The 15,822-nt window shown below is 66.5% G+C and carries 13 protein-coding genes; 5 read left to right on the top strand and 8 right to left on the bottom strand.

The features are described 5' to 3' along the window. Positions 1-41 precede the first annotated feature (41 nt). On the top strand, positions 42-1,685 hold the full coding sequence (locus tag VH567_RS04640; RefSeq protein ID WP_423323559.1) for a helicase HerA-like domain-containing protein: 1,644 nt from the start codon (positions 42-44) through the stop codon (positions 1,683-1,685). Positions 1,686-1,856: 171 nt separating this feature from the next. After that, entirely contained in the window at positions 1,857-3,101 is a 1,245-nt protein-coding gene (locus tag VH567_RS04635) for a M20 metallopeptidase family protein (RefSeq protein ID WP_423323557.1), read from the top strand. Positions 3,102-3,238: 137 nt separating this feature from the next. Here VH567_RS04635 and VH567_RS04630 read toward each other — a convergent pair whose 3' ends face one another. From VH567_RS04630 to VH567_RS04620, 3 genes are all read right to left on the bottom strand, one after another. Beyond that, positions 3,239-4,351: a serine hydrolase gene (locus VH567_RS04630; RefSeq protein ID WP_423323554.1), complete on the bottom strand. Its 1,113-nt coding sequence runs from the start codon at positions 4,349-4,351 to the stop codon at positions 3,239-3,241. Positions 4,352-4,469: 118 nt separating this feature from the next. After that, entirely contained in the window at positions 4,470-6,047 is a 1,578-nt protein-coding gene (nadB, locus tag VH567_RS04625) for an L-aspartate oxidase (protein ID WP_423323552.1), read from the bottom strand. Then, positions 6,044-6,982: an ABC transporter ATP-binding protein gene (locus VH567_RS04620; RefSeq protein WP_423323550.1), complete on the bottom strand. Its 939-nt coding sequence runs from the start codon at positions 6,980-6,982 to the stop codon at positions 6,044-6,046. Before VH567_RS04620 ends, nadB begins: the two co-directional genes overlap by 4 nt. A gap of 287 nt (positions 6,983-7,269) precedes the next feature. Between VH567_RS04620 and VH567_RS04615 the strand changes: the two genes are divergently transcribed. Both VH567_RS04615 and tldD read left to right on the top strand, forming a co-directional pair. Next, positions 7,270-7,503 (top strand): zinc-finger domain-containing protein, encoded by a 234-nt coding sequence (locus VH567_RS04615; protein ID WP_093398825.1) that lies wholly within the window; start codon positions 7,270-7,272, stop codon positions 7,501-7,503. Positions 7,504-7,521: 18 nt separating this feature from the next. Further along, positions 7,522-8,949, top strand: coding sequence for a metalloprotease TldD (tldD, locus tag VH567_RS04610; protein ID WP_133019330.1), 1,428 nt, complete (start codon positions 7,522-7,524; stop codon positions 8,947-8,949). On the opposite strand, the gene VH567_RS04605 is transcribed toward tldD, so the two are convergent. Beyond that, positions 8,946-9,242, bottom strand: a complete 297-nt coding sequence (locus VH567_RS04605; RefSeq protein WP_423323547.1) for a CcdB family protein — start codon at positions 9,240-9,242, stop codon at positions 8,946-8,948. The two genes, tldD and VH567_RS04605, sit on opposite strands and share 4 nt — an antisense overlap. Then, positions 9,243-9,488 carry a type II toxin-antitoxin system CcdA family antitoxin gene (locus VH567_RS04600; RefSeq protein WP_423323545.1) on the bottom strand — a complete coding sequence of 82 codons (246 nt, stop codon included), beginning with the start codon at positions 9,486-9,488 and terminating at the stop codon, positions 9,243-9,245. A gap of 46 nt (positions 9,489-9,534) precedes the next feature. On the opposite strand from VH567_RS04600, the gene VH567_RS04595 reads away from it, so the two are divergent. Beyond that, positions 9,535-10,098 carry a pyridoxamine 5'-phosphate oxidase family protein gene (locus tag VH567_RS04595; protein ID WP_423323543.1) on the top strand — a complete coding sequence of 188 codons (564 nt, stop codon included), beginning with the start codon at positions 9,535-9,537 and terminating at the stop codon, positions 10,096-10,098. A gap of 45 nt (positions 10,099-10,143) precedes the next feature. Here the strand turns inward: VH567_RS04595 and VH567_RS04590 are convergent, their stop codons facing one another. From VH567_RS04590 to VH567_RS04580, 3 genes are all read right to left on the bottom strand, one after another. Further along, entirely contained in the window at positions 10,144-12,585 is a 2,442-nt protein-coding gene (locus tag VH567_RS04590) for a prolyl oligopeptidase family serine peptidase (protein WP_423323541.1), read from the bottom strand. A 74-nt stretch (positions 12,586-12,659) separates the two neighbouring features. Beyond that, positions 12,660-15,050 (bottom strand): membrane-bound PQQ-dependent dehydrogenase, glucose/quinate/shikimate family, encoded by a 2,391-nt coding sequence (locus tag VH567_RS04585; protein WP_423323539.1) that lies wholly within the window; start codon positions 15,048-15,050, stop codon positions 12,660-12,662. 293 nt (positions 15,051-15,343) lie between these two features. Beyond that, positions 15,344-15,805 carry an Lrp/AsnC family transcriptional regulator gene (locus tag VH567_RS04580; RefSeq protein WP_423323537.1) on the bottom strand — a complete coding sequence of 154 codons (462 nt, stop codon included), beginning with the start codon at positions 15,803-15,805 and terminating at the stop codon, positions 15,344-15,346. Between the last annotated feature and the right edge of the window lie 17 nt (positions 15,806-15,822).

Below are 15,822 nucleotides of genomic sequence, written 5' to 3'. Positions count from 1 at the left end.
CGCGGGGTTAGGGTCGGCGCCGGATACAGAGGACGAGACCCATGACCGACGGCATCTTCATCGGCGCGAGCGTGGACGGCAAGCCGCAGACGCTCGAATTGAAGCGCGCCAATCGCCACGGCCTGATCGCGGGTGCGACCGGCACGGGCAAGACTGTGACGTTGCAAGGGATCATCGAGGGCTTTTCCGCGAACGGCGTGCCGTGCTTCGTCGCCGACGTGAAGGGCGACCTGTCGGGCCTTGCGATGGCCGGCTCGCCGACCGCGAAGACGCATGCGAGCTTTGCCGAGCGCGCCAAGGCGATCGGCGACGATGGCTGGGCCTATGCCGACAACCCGGTGCAGTTCTGGGACCTGTTCGGCGAGCAGGGGCATCCGATCCGCACCACGATCAGCGAGATGGGCCCGCTGCTGCTGTCGCGGCTGATGGACCTGAACGAGGTGCAGGAGGGGGTGCTGACGATCGCCTTCCACGTCGCCGACAAGGAGGGGCTGCTGCTGATCGACCTCGACGATCTCCAGGCGATGCTGACCGAATGCGCCGGCCGTGCCGATGAGCTGACGGTCACGTACGGTAACGTCTCGAAGCAGTCGATCGGCGCGATCCAGCGCTCGCTGCTCCAGCTGCGCACGCAGGGTGCGGAGAATTTCTTTGGCGAGCCTGCGCTGGAGATGAACGATTTCATCGGCGTCGACGATAAGGGGCGGGGGATCGTCAACATCCTCGCCGCCGACAAGCTGATGGCCTCTCCGAAGCTCTATGCGACGTTCCTGCTGTGGCTGATGAGCGAGCTGTTCGAGCACCTTCCCGAGGTCGGCGATCCCGACAAGCCGGTGCTGTGTTTCTTCTTCGACGAGGCGCATCTGCTGTTCGACGAAGCCCCGAAGGCGCTGCTGGAGAAGATCGAACAGGTCGTCCGCCTGATCCGCTCGAAGGGGGTGGGCGTGTATTTCATCACGCAGAACCCGATCGACATCCCCGACACGGTGGCGGGCCAGCTCGGCAACCGCGTTCAGCACGCGCTCCGCGCGTTCACGCCGCGCGATCAGGCGGCGGTGCGGTCGGCGGCGGAGACGTTCCGGGCGAACCCCGGCGTCGACGTCGCGACGATCATCACCGAGCTGAAAGTCGGCGAAGCACTGGTGTCGCTGCTCCAGGCGGACGGTGCGCCGACGCCGGTCGAGCGCACGCTGATCAAGCCGCCCGCCTCGCGCGTGGGGCCGATCACGCCTGCCGAGCGGAAGGTGATGACCGAGACCGACGCGGTTGGCGCGAAATACGATACGCTGGTCGACCGCGAGTCGGCGGAGGAATTGCTCGCCGCGAAGACGCAGGAGGCGAGCGCTGCGGCGGCTGAGGCGAAGGCGACGACCGAGGCGGAGAAGGCTGCTGCGGCGCAAGCGAAGCTCGATGCCAGGGCCGCGAAAGAAGCGGAACGCGCCCGTGTTGCGGACCAGCGCGAGGCGGACCGCCAGCAACGCGAAGCTGACCGCGAGGCGGCCAACTCGCCCTGGGCCAAGATGGCCACCTCCGCGACCCGCGCTGCCAGTTCCTCGATCGGTCGGCAGGTGGCGAACGAGTTGGGCAAGCAGGTCTTCGGCACCAAGTCTCGCCGCTCGTCGTCGAGCGGTGGCTTGGTAGGCACCGTCCTGCGCGGGGTGTTAGGCGGCCTCTTCAGGGGGTAGACTGCCTGCATGATCTGGGGCGGGCAGCCACCCCAACCAAACACCACCCCGGCGGAGGCCGGGGCCCAATTGGGGGACGGAGGTAACGTCGGACGGCGCTCCGTTACATCGACCTTCCCAATTGGGCCCCGGCCTCCGCCGGGGTGGAAGCCAGTTTTCAAGGAGTCAGACATGTCCCTCGATTTCGAATCCACCACCGACTGGGCGCCCACCGACTGGACCACCATCGGCGAAGACAGCCTCGACGAGGCGATTCAACTCCGCCGCGCGATCCATGCCGATCCTGAAGTCGGCCTCCACTGCCCCCGCACCTCGGACAAGGTGAAGGCAGCCCTCGCCGGTCTCCCGCTCGAAATTCGTGAAGGCACCTCGACCACCGGCTTCGTCGCGATCCTCCGCGGCGGGCGCGGCGGCACCGCCGGTGGTAACGGCCGCACGGTGCTGCTCCGCGGCGACATGGACGCGCTGCCGATGCAGGAGGAAACCGGCCTGCCGTTTGCCTCCAAGATCGACGGCGCGATGCACGCCTGCGGTCACGATTCGCACACCGCGATGCTCGTTGGCGCGGCAAAGGCACTGTGCGCGCGTCGCGAAGACCTTCCCGGCACGGTCGTCTTCATGTTCCAGCCCGGCGAGGAGGGGCATCACGGTGCTCGCCACATGATCGCCGATGGCCTGCTCGACTCGCCGCTCCCGGAAGCCGGCTTCGCGCTCCACATCTCGCCCAACATGCCGATGGGCCATGTCGTTAGCCGGGCGGGTACGCTGATGGCCTCGACCGATACGCTGCGTGCGACGATCACCGGGCGTGGTGGCCATGCGGCGATGCCGCACGACTGCCTCGATCCGCTGCCGATCGCCTGCGAGATCGTCACCGCCTTGCAGACCTATGTTGCGCGTCAGGTGGCGGTCACCGACCCCGCCGTCCTCTCGATCACCAAGCTCAACGCCGGCAGCGCGCACAACGTCATCCCGTCGATCGTCGAGATGCTCGGCACGATGCGCACGCTCTCGGAACGAACGCGAGAACAGGTCCGCGCGGCGTTCATCCGCATGGTCGAGGGTATCGCCGCCGCGCACGGCGCAGTCGGTACGCCGACGATCGAGGAGGGCTATCCGGTCACCGTCAACGACGAGCGCGCCACCGACCTGATGAAGGCGTGCGCGACCGCGATCGGGGGCGAAGGCGCCTATCAGGTGATGCCGCCGATGATGGGCGCGGAGGACTTCTCGTACGTGCTCCAGAAGCTGCCCGGCGCGATGGCCTTTATCGGCGCGGCGCCCGAGGGTAGCGACCCGCGCACCAATCCGCCGCTCCACAACACGAAGATGACGATCGACGAACGCGTGATGGCGCACGGCATCGCAATGCACTGCGCGGTGGCGGAGCGGTTTCTGGCCAACGGGTTCGACTGAGCCTACCCCGTCATGCCGGGCTCGTTCCGGCATCCACCGCTCCGCACGCTCGATAGACGTGAGTTCGCGGAACGGTGGACCCCGGAACCAGTCCGGGGTGACGGACGCTGGGGTAGCCTACCCCCGAACCGCTACTTTCAGTTCATCGGCCGCGTGCTGCCCGCGTAGTTGGCGACCGCCGCGGCGGCGGCCTGGATCAACCGCTGCCGCTCGGGCATCGGCCGGATCGTGTCCCCGATCATCACCGCGATCGCATAGCGGCGCCCATCCGGGGCGGTCAGCAGGCCGACGTCGTTGAAGCCGGCGTTGCGGCGGCCGAGGTCCTGGCCGGTGCCGGTCTTGTGCGCGATCTCCCAACCGCCGGGGAGTGCGGCGCGCAGGCGGGCGCGGCCGGTGACCGAGCGGCCCATCGTGTCGAGCAGGATCTTGGTCGACGTTTCCGACAGCAGGTCCCCCTTTGCCAGCCGGGCGATCGCATCGGCGATCGCGATCGGCGCCGCACCGTCGGGCGGATTGCGCACATACGCATTGAGCGCAGCCTCGCGCACGGCAGGGGACAGCTTGTTCCGCGCCGTCAGGAAGCCGCCATTGACTGCATAGGACGGCTGCCAGGTCAGGCCCGCGGTGCCGCTCTGCAGCATGCGCTCGCCGGGCCCGAAATGGATCGCGCCGAGCTGTTTGCGCTCGATCATCGATCGCACCGCGGACGGCCCGCCGACGCGCGTCAGCAGCCGGTCGTTCGCGGTATTGTCGCTATGCGTCAGCGCGCGCGTGAGCAGGTCGTTGATCGTGGTGTGATAGCCGTCGCCTTTCACCAGCATGGCGATCGGCTGGTGGAACAGCGTCAGGTCCTGCGGGCGGACGACGATCGGCTCGTCGAGGCGCAGCTTGCCCTGATCGCGCAGGTCCATCACGGTCAGGGCGACCCACAGCTTGCTGACCGACTGTTGCGGCAGCAACTGGCGCCCGCCGGCCTCCACCGTCCAGCCATCGTCGACCGCACGGACCGCAATGCCGGCCTTGCCCTGGAAACCGCTCTGCAATTCGGAGATCGCGTTGACCAGACTGGCCGGCGCGGGGCGCAGTGCGCGGGGCAGCGGCGGGGGCACCGGGATCGAGACGAAACTCTGCGCCTCATGCACCGGCGAGACGGCCGGCGGGCTCGGCCGCGATGCCGATCCGCATCCGGCCAGGGCCAACCCGAACAGCGTGGTTGCCAGAAGCCGCTTGAACGCACTCGCCGAGGTCATGATGGTCTGAACGTCCTGCACTGAAGACCCGACCCTTATCCGTTGATTCGCCCTGCGAAACCATGACGGTGCATCGCTGCGACGAAACGCGCGCAGGATGCGCCGAACAGCGGCCGGCTCAGGGAACGAGAACCGTATCGACTGCGTCCGGCAGCATGGCGGGATAATCGAGCGTGTAATGCAGACCTCTGCTCTCGTGCCGGTGCAGCGCCGAGCGCACGATCAGTTCGGCGGTCTGGAGCAGGTTGCGCAGTTCGATCAGGTCGGGGGTGACGCGGAAGTGCTGGTAATATTCAGCGACTTCGTTGTTGAGCAATTCGATGCGGTGCTTGGCGCGTTCGAGCCGTTTGGTGGTGCGGACGATACCAACGTAATTCCACATGAAGCGGCGGATTTCGGTCCAGGTCTGCTTGATCACGACCTCTTCGTCGGAATCGGTAACGCGGCTTTCGTCCCAGGGGCGGATCGGCGGGGGCGGGGGCAGGCTGTCCCAGTTCGCCGCAATATTGTCCGCCGCCGCCTCGCCGAACACGAAGCATTCGAGCAGCGAGTTGGAGGCGAGGCGGTTGGCGCCGTGGAGACCGGATTCGGTGCATTCGCCGGCCGCGTACAGGCCCGGCAGGTCGGTCTTGCCGTGTTCGTCGATGACGATGCCGCCGCAGGTATAATGCTGGGCGGGAACGACCGGGATCGGGTCGGTCGTCATGTCGATGCCGAGACCGAGGAGCTTCTCGTGGATGTTCGGGAAGTGGTGGCGGATGAAGTCGGCCGGCATGTGGCTGATGTCGAGATGGACATAGTCGAGGCCGTCGCGCTTGATCTCCGCATCGATCGCGCGGGCGACGACGTCGCGGGGCGCGAGTTCCATCCGCTCGGCGTCGTAGTCGGACATGAAGCGCATGCCGGTCGACGGGTTGATCAACCGCCCGCCTTCGCCGCGAACCGCCTCGGTGATCAGGAAATTCTTGACCTCCAGATTGTAGAGGCAGGTCGGGTGGAACTGCATCATCTCCATGTTGGAGACGCGGGCGCCTGCGCGCCATGCCATCGCGATACCGTCGCCGGTCGCGCCGCGTGGCGCGGTCGAGAACAGATACGTTCGCCCTGCGCCGCCGGTCGCGAGAATGGTCGCGCGCGCCGTATACAGCGAAACGCGCTCGGTGTGGCGGTCGACGGCGTAGACGCCCCAGACGTTGCCGGCGCCCGAATAGCGTTCCTCATGGCGGCCGGTGGCGAGGTCGATCGCGATCTGGTCTGGGACGAGCGTGATGTTCGGATGCGCTTCGGCGGCCTTCTGCAACGCCTCCTGTACCGCCCATCCGGTCGCGTCGGCGACATGGACGATGCGGCGGTGCGAATGGCCGCCTTCGCGCGTCAAGTGGAGTGCGTTGCCCTCGGTCTCGAACGGGACACCGAGATGCGTGAGGCGCTCGATCGCGGCGGGGGCACCCTCGACGACCATCTCGACGATCGCGCGGTCGTTGAGGCCGGCGCCGGCGACCATCGTGTCCTCGACATGGTTCTCGAACGTGTCGCCGGGTTCGAGCACCGCGGCAATCCCGCCCTGCGCCCAGGCGGTCGAGCCTTCGTTGAGCGCTCCCTTCGCCAACACGGTGACCTTGAAGCGGTCCGCCAGATTGAGCGCCGCGGTGAGACCTGCGGCGCCCGAGCCGACGATCAGGATGTCGCTCGTCATGCGTTGGCGGCGCGGGTCAGGCTGAGGAAGACGTCCTCGAGATCGGGTTCCTTGGTAGAGACGTCGACGATGCCGAAGCCGCCGGACTGGATCGCGGCGAGGACTTCGCCGGCGTTCACGCGGTCCTTCTTGTAGGTGATTTCCAGCGTGCGGGTGCCCATCAGCGCGATCTTCTGGAAGCAGGCGTTGGCGGGGATGTCGGTCACGTCGCGGTCGACGGTGACGGCGACGATCTTCTCCTGCGCCTTGCCGACCAGCTCGCGCGTGGGTTCGTTCGCGATGAGCCGGCCGTTGTTGATGATCGCGATCCGGTCGCAGAGTTCCTCGGCTTCTTCGAGGTAATGGGTGGTGAGGACCACCGTGACGCCGGCCTGGTTGAGGCTGCGGACATAGGTCCAGAGCTGCTGGCGCAGTTCGATGTCGACGCCCGCGGTCGGCTCGTCGAGGACGAGGACGGGGGGCGAATGGACCATCGCCTTCGCCACCATCAACCGCCGCTTCATGCCGCCCGACAGCGTGCGGGCATAGGCGTGCGCCTTGTCCTCCAGATGCACCGCGCGGAGCAGTTCCATCGTGCGGCGCTTCGCCTTGGGCACGCCGTACAGGCCGGCCTGGATCTCCAGCGTCTCGAATGGCGAGAAGAAGGGATCGAACAGGATCTCTTGGTTGACGATCCCGATCGACGCCTTGGCGTTGCGCGGGTGTTCGTCGATGTCGAACCCCCAGATCGCGGCGTTGCCGTCGGTCTTGTTGACGAGGCCGGCGAGGATGTTGATCAGCGTCGACTTGCCCGCGCCGTTGGGGCCGAGCAGGCCGAAGATCTGGCCACGGGGCACGTCGAACGTCACCCCGTCTAGCGCGCGCTTCGGCGGCGCGGTGCCGACGGGGGCGTAGGTCTTGCAGAGGTTCTTGATGGCGATCGCGGCTTCGGTCATGCCAGCGGCATAGCGGGGCGGGCGGGGCTGGTCATCCCCTCGGGAGCGTCAAAGAAGATTTGTTCGCGCAGAGGCGCAGAGGACGCGGAGGTGTCGCGCTTGTCGCGAAACGACCCTTCGATAATCTACAGCGGAACAGATAGTGGTGTCTCCCGGTCGACAGGCTGGATGCAACATCTCTGCGTCCTCTGCGCCTCTGCGCGAACCCATTCTTCCTTCTCTCCCTTCGACGCTGATAGAAGGAAGAAGCAATTGCCCGGCCCGCGCACCCTTGCTATCGACCCCGCATGCATCCGCCGCTCGAAACCACCCGCGTCACCCACGCCCGCGTCGCCTGCGATGGCGCCACCGATATTCCCGGCGGTGCGGCGCTCGGCCACCCACGCGTGTGGTTGCAGATCGACGAGACCGGCTATGTCGATTGCGGCTATTGCGACCGCCGCTTCATCCTAGTCGGCGGCGCGGCTGACGGCGCGGACCAGGCGACATTGCGCGATCACGGGGATGGCGCAGGCCGCTAAGCCCCTTATATCTATCGGATGACGATAGCAGCAGACCCCCGTTCGTTCCTCTACCGCGACACGCTCGACCCCGAACAGGCGCAGGCGCTGACCGCCAAGGCGCTCGGCAAGGCCGACGACGGTGAGTTGTATCTGCAATATCGCAAGGCCGAGGCGTTCGGGTTCGACGATGGCCGGCTGAAGACGGCCTCCTACGATACGAGTTCTGGCTTCGGCCTGCGCGCCGTCTCGGGCGAGATGACCGCGTTCGCGCATTCGAACGAGATGACCCCCGCCGCGATCCGCCGCGCCGCCGAGACGATGGCGTTGATCGAGCCGGGCGTGGCCGCGAAGGCTGGCCCGCCGCAAGGCACCAACCAGCGCCGCTACACCGCCGCCGACCCGCTCGACCTCGTGCCGTTCGCGGACAAGGTGAACCTCTGCCAGACGATCGACGCCGCCGCCCGCGCCCGCGATCCTCGCGTGGCGCAGGTGTCGGTCAGCCTGTCGGGTACATGGTCGGTGGTCGAGATCGTCCGCGCAGACGGGTTCGTCGCGACGGATGTGCGGCCCCTGGTGCGCCTGAACGTATCGATCGTCGCCGAACAGAATGGCCGACGCGAGACGGGCAGCTATGGGATCGGCGGTCGCTATCTCTACACCGACCTGTTCGAACCGGCGACCTACAACCGTGCGATCGACGAGGCGTTGTCGCAGGCGCTGGTGAACCTCGACTCGATCGCGGCGCCGGCCGGTGAGATGACCGTGCTGCTCGGCAATGGCTGGCCTGGGATTCTGTTGCACGAGGCGATCGGTCACGGGCTCGAAGGCGATTTCAACCGCAAGGGGACGTCGGCGTTCTCCGGCCGCATCGGCGAACGCGTTGCGGCCGAGGGCGTGACCGTGGTCGATGACGGGTCTTTGCAGGATCGTCGCGGGTCGTTGACGATCGACGACGAGGGCACGCCGACGCGCGAGACCGTGCTGATCGAGGACGGCATCCTCAAGGGCTATATGCAGGACCGGCTCAACGCACGGCTGATGGGCGTCGAGGCGACCGGCAATGGCCGTCGCGAGAGCTACGCGCACGCACCGATGCCGCGGATGACCAACACCTTCATGAAGGCCGGCAACGACGATCCGGCCGAGCTTCTGTCGCGTGTGAAGAAGGGCATCTTTGCCAAGGCGTTCGGCGGCGGGCAGGTCGATATCGTGTCCGGAAAATTCGTGTTCAGCTGCACCGAGGCGTATTTGATCGAGGACGGCAAGCTCGGCGCCCCGATCAAGGGCGCGACGCTGATCGGCGACGGCCCGAGCTCGCTGACCAAGGTGCGCGGCATCGGCAACGACTTCGCGCTCGACGAAGGTATCGGCATCTGCGGCAAGGGCGGGCAGTCGGTACCGGCTGGCGTCGGGCAACCGACGTTGCTGGTCGACGGGCTCACGGTCGGCGGGACGGCGGCTTAAAGTCCGCTTACGACCATGTCGATCGCGGCCTTTAAGTCGTATTCATAGTCGAGAAGTGAGCCGATCTTTTCGCCCAATTGTCGACTATCGACGGCACGTAGAAAGTGGACGGCTACCCTATATTCCGTGCGATCCACCTTCACGAGCGGATTGAGCCTGGATTGCGAAACAGACGATTCGTCCGGCCGGCGTAACGGAGCAACGACCCGCGAGCGTAAGTCGCTCAAAAGATCGCTTTGGCAATTCACGACGAGGCCATGGCCGTCGATCGAATGGACGTCGAATTGCGCCATTTAGAGCGTCTCAAGACCGGAAAGTGGTATTCCGTTCTCGTCGATCCATCGATTTTGCGCCTCGATCCACTCTCGATTCTCGTCCTTCCACCGCCGTTCACGCTCGATCTTGATCGCGCTACGCAGCGCGGCCTCGGTGACCCGCGAGAGGTTGACGCCCGCTTCCTTCGCTGCGGCCACGATGCCGGTATCGACCGACATATTGACCGATTTACGCTTGCCGGTGGCGATAGGGTCGTGTTTCATGCGCAAAGCCTATGCGCGGATCTTGCACGCGTCAATTCGGAGCCGAATGATGGAATTTTTTCCTGCGTTGACCGACGATCATCGCGCATTCGTCGCCCGGCAACCGGTATTCTTCGTTGCGACCGCGGCGGAGGGCGCGCGGATCAATCTCAGTCCGAAGGGCATGGACAGTTTTCGCGTTCTGGATGCGAAGACGGTCGCGTATCTCGACGTTGGGGGCTCCGGGAACGAGACCAATGCGCATCTGGCGGCGGATGGGCGTATCACGATCATGTTCTGCGCGTTCGACCAGCCGGCGCTGATCTTCCGCATCTATGGCAAGGGGCGGGCGGTGCTGCCGCAGGATGAGGGCTGGGCCGATCTGTACGCGCGGTTCACGCCGCTGCCCGGCACGCGGCAGATCTTCGTCATCGACGTCGACGAGGTCCAGACGAGCTGCGGCTGGGGCGTCCCGTTCATGACGCTGGAGCGCGAGCGCGAGACGTTGTCGAAATATCATGCCGCGCAGGCCGGCACCGAACGGCTCGCGAAATGGGCAGGACGTACGAAGAGTATCGACGGTTTGCCGGTTCGTGTCGCGACGGTGGCGCCGGAGCCCGCGACGTCCTGAACCACGCAACGGGAGAGCGGGCTCCGCTCTCCCTTCGGCCTGCGACTATTTCGTCGGCGCCGGGCGCACGGGCTTCACGTAGCGGTCGAGCCAGTCGGTCATCTGCCACAGCGTCTCCTCGGCGGATTCGAGCGCGCGATAGCCGTGCGGCTCGTTCGGCAGCACGACATAGCGAACCGTCGCGCCGTTGCCCTTGAGTGCCGCGTACATCCGCTCCGACTGGATCGGGAAGGTGCCCGAATTGTCGTCCGCGCCGCCGTGGATCAACAGGATCGGCGCCTTGATCCGGTCGGCATAGGTGAAGGGCGACATCTCGGTATAGGTCGGCGTTGCCTGCCAATAGGTGCGCTGCTCGGCCTGGAAGCCGAACGGCGTCAGCGTGCGGTTATACGCGCCCGACCGCGCGATCCCGGCGCGGAACAGGTCGGTATGCGCGAGCAGATTGGCGGTCATGAACGCGCCGTAACTATGCCCGCCGACCGCGATCCGGTCGCGGTCCGCCACGCCTAGCTTCACCACCGCATCGACCGCGGCCTGCGCATCCGCCTGCAACTGCTTCACATAGCTGTCGTTGGGCTCGGCGCCGTTCTCGCCGATGATCGGCATCGCCGGATCGTCGAGCACCGCATAGCCCTGCGTCAGCAGGAACAGATGGCTGATCCCGCGCGGCCGGGTGAAGCGGTTGCCCTGGTCGACGGTCTGCCCCGCCACCTTCGCGTCGGTATATTCGGACGGGTATGCCCATAACAGGGTCGGCAACGGCCCGTCGCGCTTCACATCGTATCCGGCGGGGAGGTAGAGTTTGCCCGACAGCGGCAGGCCATCGGCGCGCGCATAGGTGATCGTTCGCTGCGTGACGCCCGCGAACACCGGGGCGGGATCGGCGAAGTCGGTGATCGGCTTGGCCGTACCGCCGCGGACGGTGCGGATCATGTAGTTGGGAGCGAGCTTCGCACTCTCGCGACGTGTCAGGATGCGCGCGCCCGTGTCGTCGAGCAACGACACGACGGTCTCGTAATAGGGCGCCTTCGCGGTCCACAGCCGTGTCTGTTCGCCGCCTGCGATCGGCATCCGTGCGAGGAACGGGAACGCGCCCGTCTTGGTCGCGCCGTCGCCGTTCGCGAATACCGCCTTGTGGTCGGGCGTGAAGCGCATCACCGGCTTGCCCGCCGCATTCTCCTCGGTCAGCGGGAAGCCGGGGTCGCCATACTGGTCCTGATAATTGCGCGTCGCGAGCAGTTTGGCCGCTCCGGGCTGGCCGGGCACGACCGCATAGCGGCGCTCGGTGCGCGTCTTCCATTCGCGGTCGACGACCAGCGCGAAGCCGTCGTCGCCCCACATCGTCGTCGCATAGCGGCTGACGGTCTTGGCCAGTTCGACCGGCGCGGCGCTGAACGGTGCCGCCTGCATCACCAGCCGATCATGGAACGGCACCTTCGCTTTGGGCGCGCCGCCATCGAGCGCTTCGGCCCAGACGAGCGTGGCGGGTGCATCGCTGCGCCACTCGGCCTCGCGCGGGCCCGTCACCACCGCGTCGAAATCGACCGGGAGGTCGTCGGCGAGCGGACGATCTGCGATGACCTTCACCGGCTGGCCGTCAATCGTCGAGACCGCGATTTCGGTCGGGAAGAAGCTGGCGGGGAGCAGGTAGGAATAGGGCCGCTTGAGCCGTTCGGTCAGCAGATAGCGCCCGTCGGGCGATATGCTGAACCCGGTGAACAGCCCGGGCCGGCCGATGGGCATCGTCTCACCGCTCGCCAGATCGATGCGCGCGATCTGCCCGGTGAAATAATAGTCGAACAGCCGTTCGTCATGCGCATTGGCGAGCAGATCCTCATAGGTGCGCGCGGCGGACGTGCGGCCCGAACTCTCCTGCACGACCGGCCCCGACGGCGTGGCGGCTTCGGCAGGCGCCGCGCCCCGGTCGGCCAGCACCAGCCGCGCGACGATCGCCTTGCTGTCGGGTGTCCAGGCGAACGACGACCCGAACGCGGCATTCAATCCACGCGCCAGCATGCGCGCGCTGCCCGAGCGATCGGCCATCCACAGCGCAAGCCCGGCCGGCTCCTGCACGACGAACGCGAGATGCTGGCCATCGGGCGACCAGTCGGGCGATGCGAACCGCGTTCCCGCCGGCAGTGCGACCGCGACGGTCCGCCCGTTCGCCACGTCCTTGAACGACAGCGCGTTCAGCCACTGGACGCGGACTTCGGCAGGGCCATTGGTCGCCGGGTCGATCCGGTAGCCCGCCAGCCGCAGGATCGGCTTCGACAGATTGGCGATCGTCGGCAAATTCTCGCGGCCCAGGATCGCCAGCGTGCGATGATCCGGGCTGACCCAGACGCTCGGAGTCGGCGGCGTTTCGAGGATCCTGGCGATCGCTGCGGGGGCGGGATGGTAGGCGGTCACCGGATCGGCGGCCAATGCGGGCACGACCCCCACACCCAACGCCAGCAACGCCAGAACATACCCCGTAACCCGCACCATATATCCACTCCCGCCTGTATCGACCGCGACAGGATGTCCCACAGGACCGCGGTCGACAAGCGGGTAACGGAACGTCAGCTGGTCTTCGGCAAGGCGAACGCCATCGTGTAGTCGCCGTAGCGCGTCCCGAGCGCGCCATGCCCGCCCGCGGTGATGACGACATATTGGCGGCCATCGGCGCCCCGATACGTCATCGGCGTCGCCTGAGCGCCGGCCGGCAGCCGCGCCTTCCACACGACCTTGCCGTTGCGCAGGTCGAACGCGCGCAGATACTGGTCGGTGGTCGCGCCGATGAACGCGAGCCCGCCCGCGGTGACGATCGAGCCGCCGAGGTTCGGCACGCCGGTCTTGATCGGTACCCCGAGATGCGATCCGAACAGCCCGGTATCGCGTGCGGTACCCAGCACCTCCTGCCACAGGATCTTCTTCGTCTTCAGGTCGACTGCGGTCAGGTGACCCCAGGGTGGCGCGTTGCACGGCGCCCCGAAGATCCCGATCCACGCCTGCACGACGGCGGTATACGGCGTGTTGTACTGCGTCTGGAGCTGCGCCTGGCGCGCATTCTCGCCGCCCTTCTTCTGCTTCATCAGCTCGGCGACACGCGGATCGTCACGCCGCATCAGCCACAGCTTGAACGGCATTTCCATCGTGTTCACGGTCATGATCCCGCGCACCGGATCGACCGCGGCACCACCCCAGTCGGTCACGCCGTCGAACGCGGGGTGGCCGATGATCGGCGTGGTGCCGATCGGCTGGTAGATACCGGCGCCCTGCGAGCGGCGGATATCGATCCGGCACATGAGCTGATCGATCGGCGTAGCGCCCCAGGTCGAGACTTCGCTCGGCGCGGGCGGCGTGAACGATGGCATGCCGGTCGAGAAGGGCTGCGTCGGCGAAACCTTCACGCCGGGCGTCGCGCCATCGGTGCGCACCTTGCGTTCCTCGATCGCGGCGAGCGGCGCACCGGTCAGCCGGTTGAGGAAATACACCTGACCCATCTTGGTGGTCTGAAGCAGCGCCGGGATCGTCCGGCCGTCGGGCGCGCGATAGTCGAACAGCGACGGCCCGATCGGCAGGTCCATGTCCCACATGTCGTGGTGCACCAGCTGGCGGGTCCAGCGCAGCTTGCCCGTCGCCACGTCGAGCGCGACGATCGAGGTGCCGAACCGGTCGTCGAACGGCCGCCGGTAGCCGGTCCAGTAATCGGGCGAGGCGTTGCCGGTGCCGAGATAGACGATGCCATTGGCCGCATCGGCGGTGATCGCGCCCCACACGTTGGGCGTGCCCCGCGTATACACCTGGCCCTTGGCGAGCGGCGCGATCGCGTCCTGCGAACGGCCGACGTCCCAGGCCCAGACCGGCTTGCCCGAGATCGGATCATAGGCGCGGACGACGCCGCTCGGGATGTTGCGGTTGACGTTGTCGACGATCCGCTCGCCGATGATCAGCCGGCCGTTAACGACGACCGGCGGCGAGGTGCCGATCTGATCGGAAGGCGTCGACACGCCCATGTTCTCGCGCAGGTCGATCGAGCCGTTCTGGCCGAAGCTCGGGCAGGGGCGTCCGGTCTCGGCATCGAGGGCGACCAGGCGCGCGTTGAAGGTCGGTGCGAAGATCCGGTTGGGGCAGGGTGTGCCCACAGGTGCCTGGTAATGCGCGACCCCGCGGCAGACGAGGTAGTTGTTGCCCTCGCGCTTGGCGTCCTCGTGCCACGACCAGCGCGTCTGGCCGGTGGTCGCGTCGATCGCCTGGACGAACGAATGCGGCGTGCAGGTGAACAGCGTGTTGCCGATATGGATCGGCGTCGCTTCCGAATGATATTCGCGCTTGTGCTCGACCGCTTCGGCTGCGTCGGGGAGATCGCCCGTCCGCTGCGTCCAGGCGAGTTCGAGGCGACCGACATTGGCGGGGGTGATGTCGCCCAGCGCCGAATAGCGACGCCCGGACAGCGTGCCGCCATATTCGGTCCAGTCGCCATCGGTTTCACTCGCCGCGCCCGCTGCCGGCCCGGTTGCAGGAAGCGCGGGAACGGAGCCCTGCGCATCGACGTCGTGACCGCGGACGAGGAACCCGCCCGTCAACAGGACGGCGCCGACGCCGAACGCAGCCGGTACCGCGCGCGAATTGACGTGAAAGCCGCCGCGTTGCCGCCGACCGCTTAATCCGGTGAGTAGGACGAGCACCAGCAGCACGGTGGGCGCGACGACGCGGGGAACGAGTTGCAGGCCGTCGAGGCCGACTTCCCAAACCGCCCAGATCAACGTCGCCACCCAGATCGCGACGAACAGCCAGCGTCCACGCGGATCGCCGCGGCCGATCAGCGCACCACTGACGATCATCGCAAGGCCGACGATCAGGTAATAGGGCGACCCATGCCAGGCGAGAAGCACGCCACCCGCGACGGCAAAGAAGCCGCCCAGAACAGCCACGGCCCACGCCAACGCCACCGTCAGGATACGCCCCATCATTTCGTCCTCGTCATGTCTCCTGGATGAACGTGCAACATAGGTTATAGTACCGATGAATTCTTTGTCATGCAGCATGCTAGCGGACACACGCGTGCTCCAGATACATCTACGTCCGTTTGTTGCTTAGACCGTGCGCTTACCCCCCGGTGGAGGCCGGGGCCCAATTAGGAAACGGTGATGATGAGGGGTGCGGTCCGTTACGCTGACCTTGCCAATTGGGCCCCGGCCTTCGCCGGGGTGGTGCATCTGTACAAAGGTGAGAGATCGGCCGGTCACCTAACGCCGTCTCCCTACCGACTCCGATCCTTGACCGTTTCCATAGCCACGAACGTCGACGTACTCGCCACATGTGGCAAGCTCGAGATCTTCTCCCCCAGCACGACCCGATACCGACGGATATCCGCCGTCCGCACCTTCAGCAGATAGTCGAAGCTGCTCGCGATCATGTGGCATTCCTCGACCTCGGGAATGCGTCGCACCGCCGCGTTGAACGCCTTCAGCGCCTGTTCGCGCGTGTCGTCGAGCTTCACTTCGGCGAAGGCGACGTGATCCAGCCCCATCTTCTCGGCATCGACGATCGCGCAGAACCCGCGGATCACGCCGCTCGCGATCAGTTTGCGCAGGCGGACCTGGCACGGCGTCTTCGACAAGCCGACCGCGCTTGCGAGGTCGGTGATCGACATCCGGCCGTCGTTCGACAGCGCGGCGACGATCTTGTGGTCGAAGCCATCCATTTCGACTGTCGACGGCATAAAATCACTCCAATCGA

Source organism: Sphingomonas sp. 4RDLI-65 (assembly GCF_049472435.1).
In the GTDB taxonomy this organism is placed as follows: Bacteria; Pseudomonadota; Alphaproteobacteria; order Sphingomonadales; family Sphingomonadaceae; genus Sphingomonas.
This window is presented reverse-complemented; position numbering and strand designations above follow the sequence as displayed.

Bases quoted from the DNA above. Each gene is read 5' to 3' on its own strand.
- VH567_RS04640 (WP_423323559.1), top strand. From the start codon at position 42: ATGACCGACGGCATCTTCATCGGCGCGAGCGTGGACGGCAAGCCGCAG.
- VH567_RS04635 (WP_423323557.1), top strand. From the start codon at position 1,857: ATGTCCCTCGATTTCGAATCCACCACCGACTGGGCGCCCACCGACTGG.
- VH567_RS04630 (WP_423323554.1), bottom strand. From the start codon at position 4,351: ATGACCTCGGCGAGTGCGTTCAAGCGGCTTCTGGCAACCACGCTGTTC.
- nadB (WP_423323552.1), bottom strand. From the start codon at position 6,047: ATGACGAGCGACATCCTGATCGTCGGCTCGGGCGCCGCAGGTCTCACC.
- VH567_RS04620 (WP_423323550.1), bottom strand. From the start codon at position 6,982: ATGACCGAAGCCGCGATCGCCATCAAGAACCTCTGCAAGACCTACGCC.
- VH567_RS04615 (WP_093398825.1), top strand. From the start codon at position 7,270: ATGCATCCGCCGCTCGAAACCACCCGCGTCACCCACGCCCGCGTCGCC.
- tldD (WP_133019330.1), top strand. From the start codon at position 7,522: ATGACGATAGCAGCAGACCCCCGTTCGTTCCTCTACCGCGACACGCTC.
- VH567_RS04605 (WP_423323547.1), bottom strand. From the start codon at position 9,242: ATGGCGCAATTCGACGTCCATTCGATCGACGGCCATGGCCTCGTCGTG.
- VH567_RS04600 (WP_423323545.1), bottom strand. From the start codon at position 9,488: ATGAAACACGACCCTATCGCCACCGGCAAGCGTAAATCGGTCAATATG.
- VH567_RS04595 (WP_423323543.1), top strand. From the start codon at position 9,535: ATGATGGAATTTTTTCCTGCGTTGACCGACGATCATCGCGCATTCGTC.
- VH567_RS04590 (WP_423323541.1), bottom strand. From the start codon at position 12,585: ATGGTGCGGGTTACGGGGTATGTTCTGGCGTTGCTGGCGTTGGGTGTG.
- VH567_RS04585 (WP_423323539.1), bottom strand. From the start codon at position 15,050: ATGGGGCGTATCCTGACGGTGGCGTTGGCGTGGGCCGTGGCTGTTCTG.
- VH567_RS04580 (WP_423323537.1), bottom strand. From the start codon at position 15,805: ATGCCGTCGACAGTCGAAATGGATGGCTTCGACCACAAGATCGTCGCC.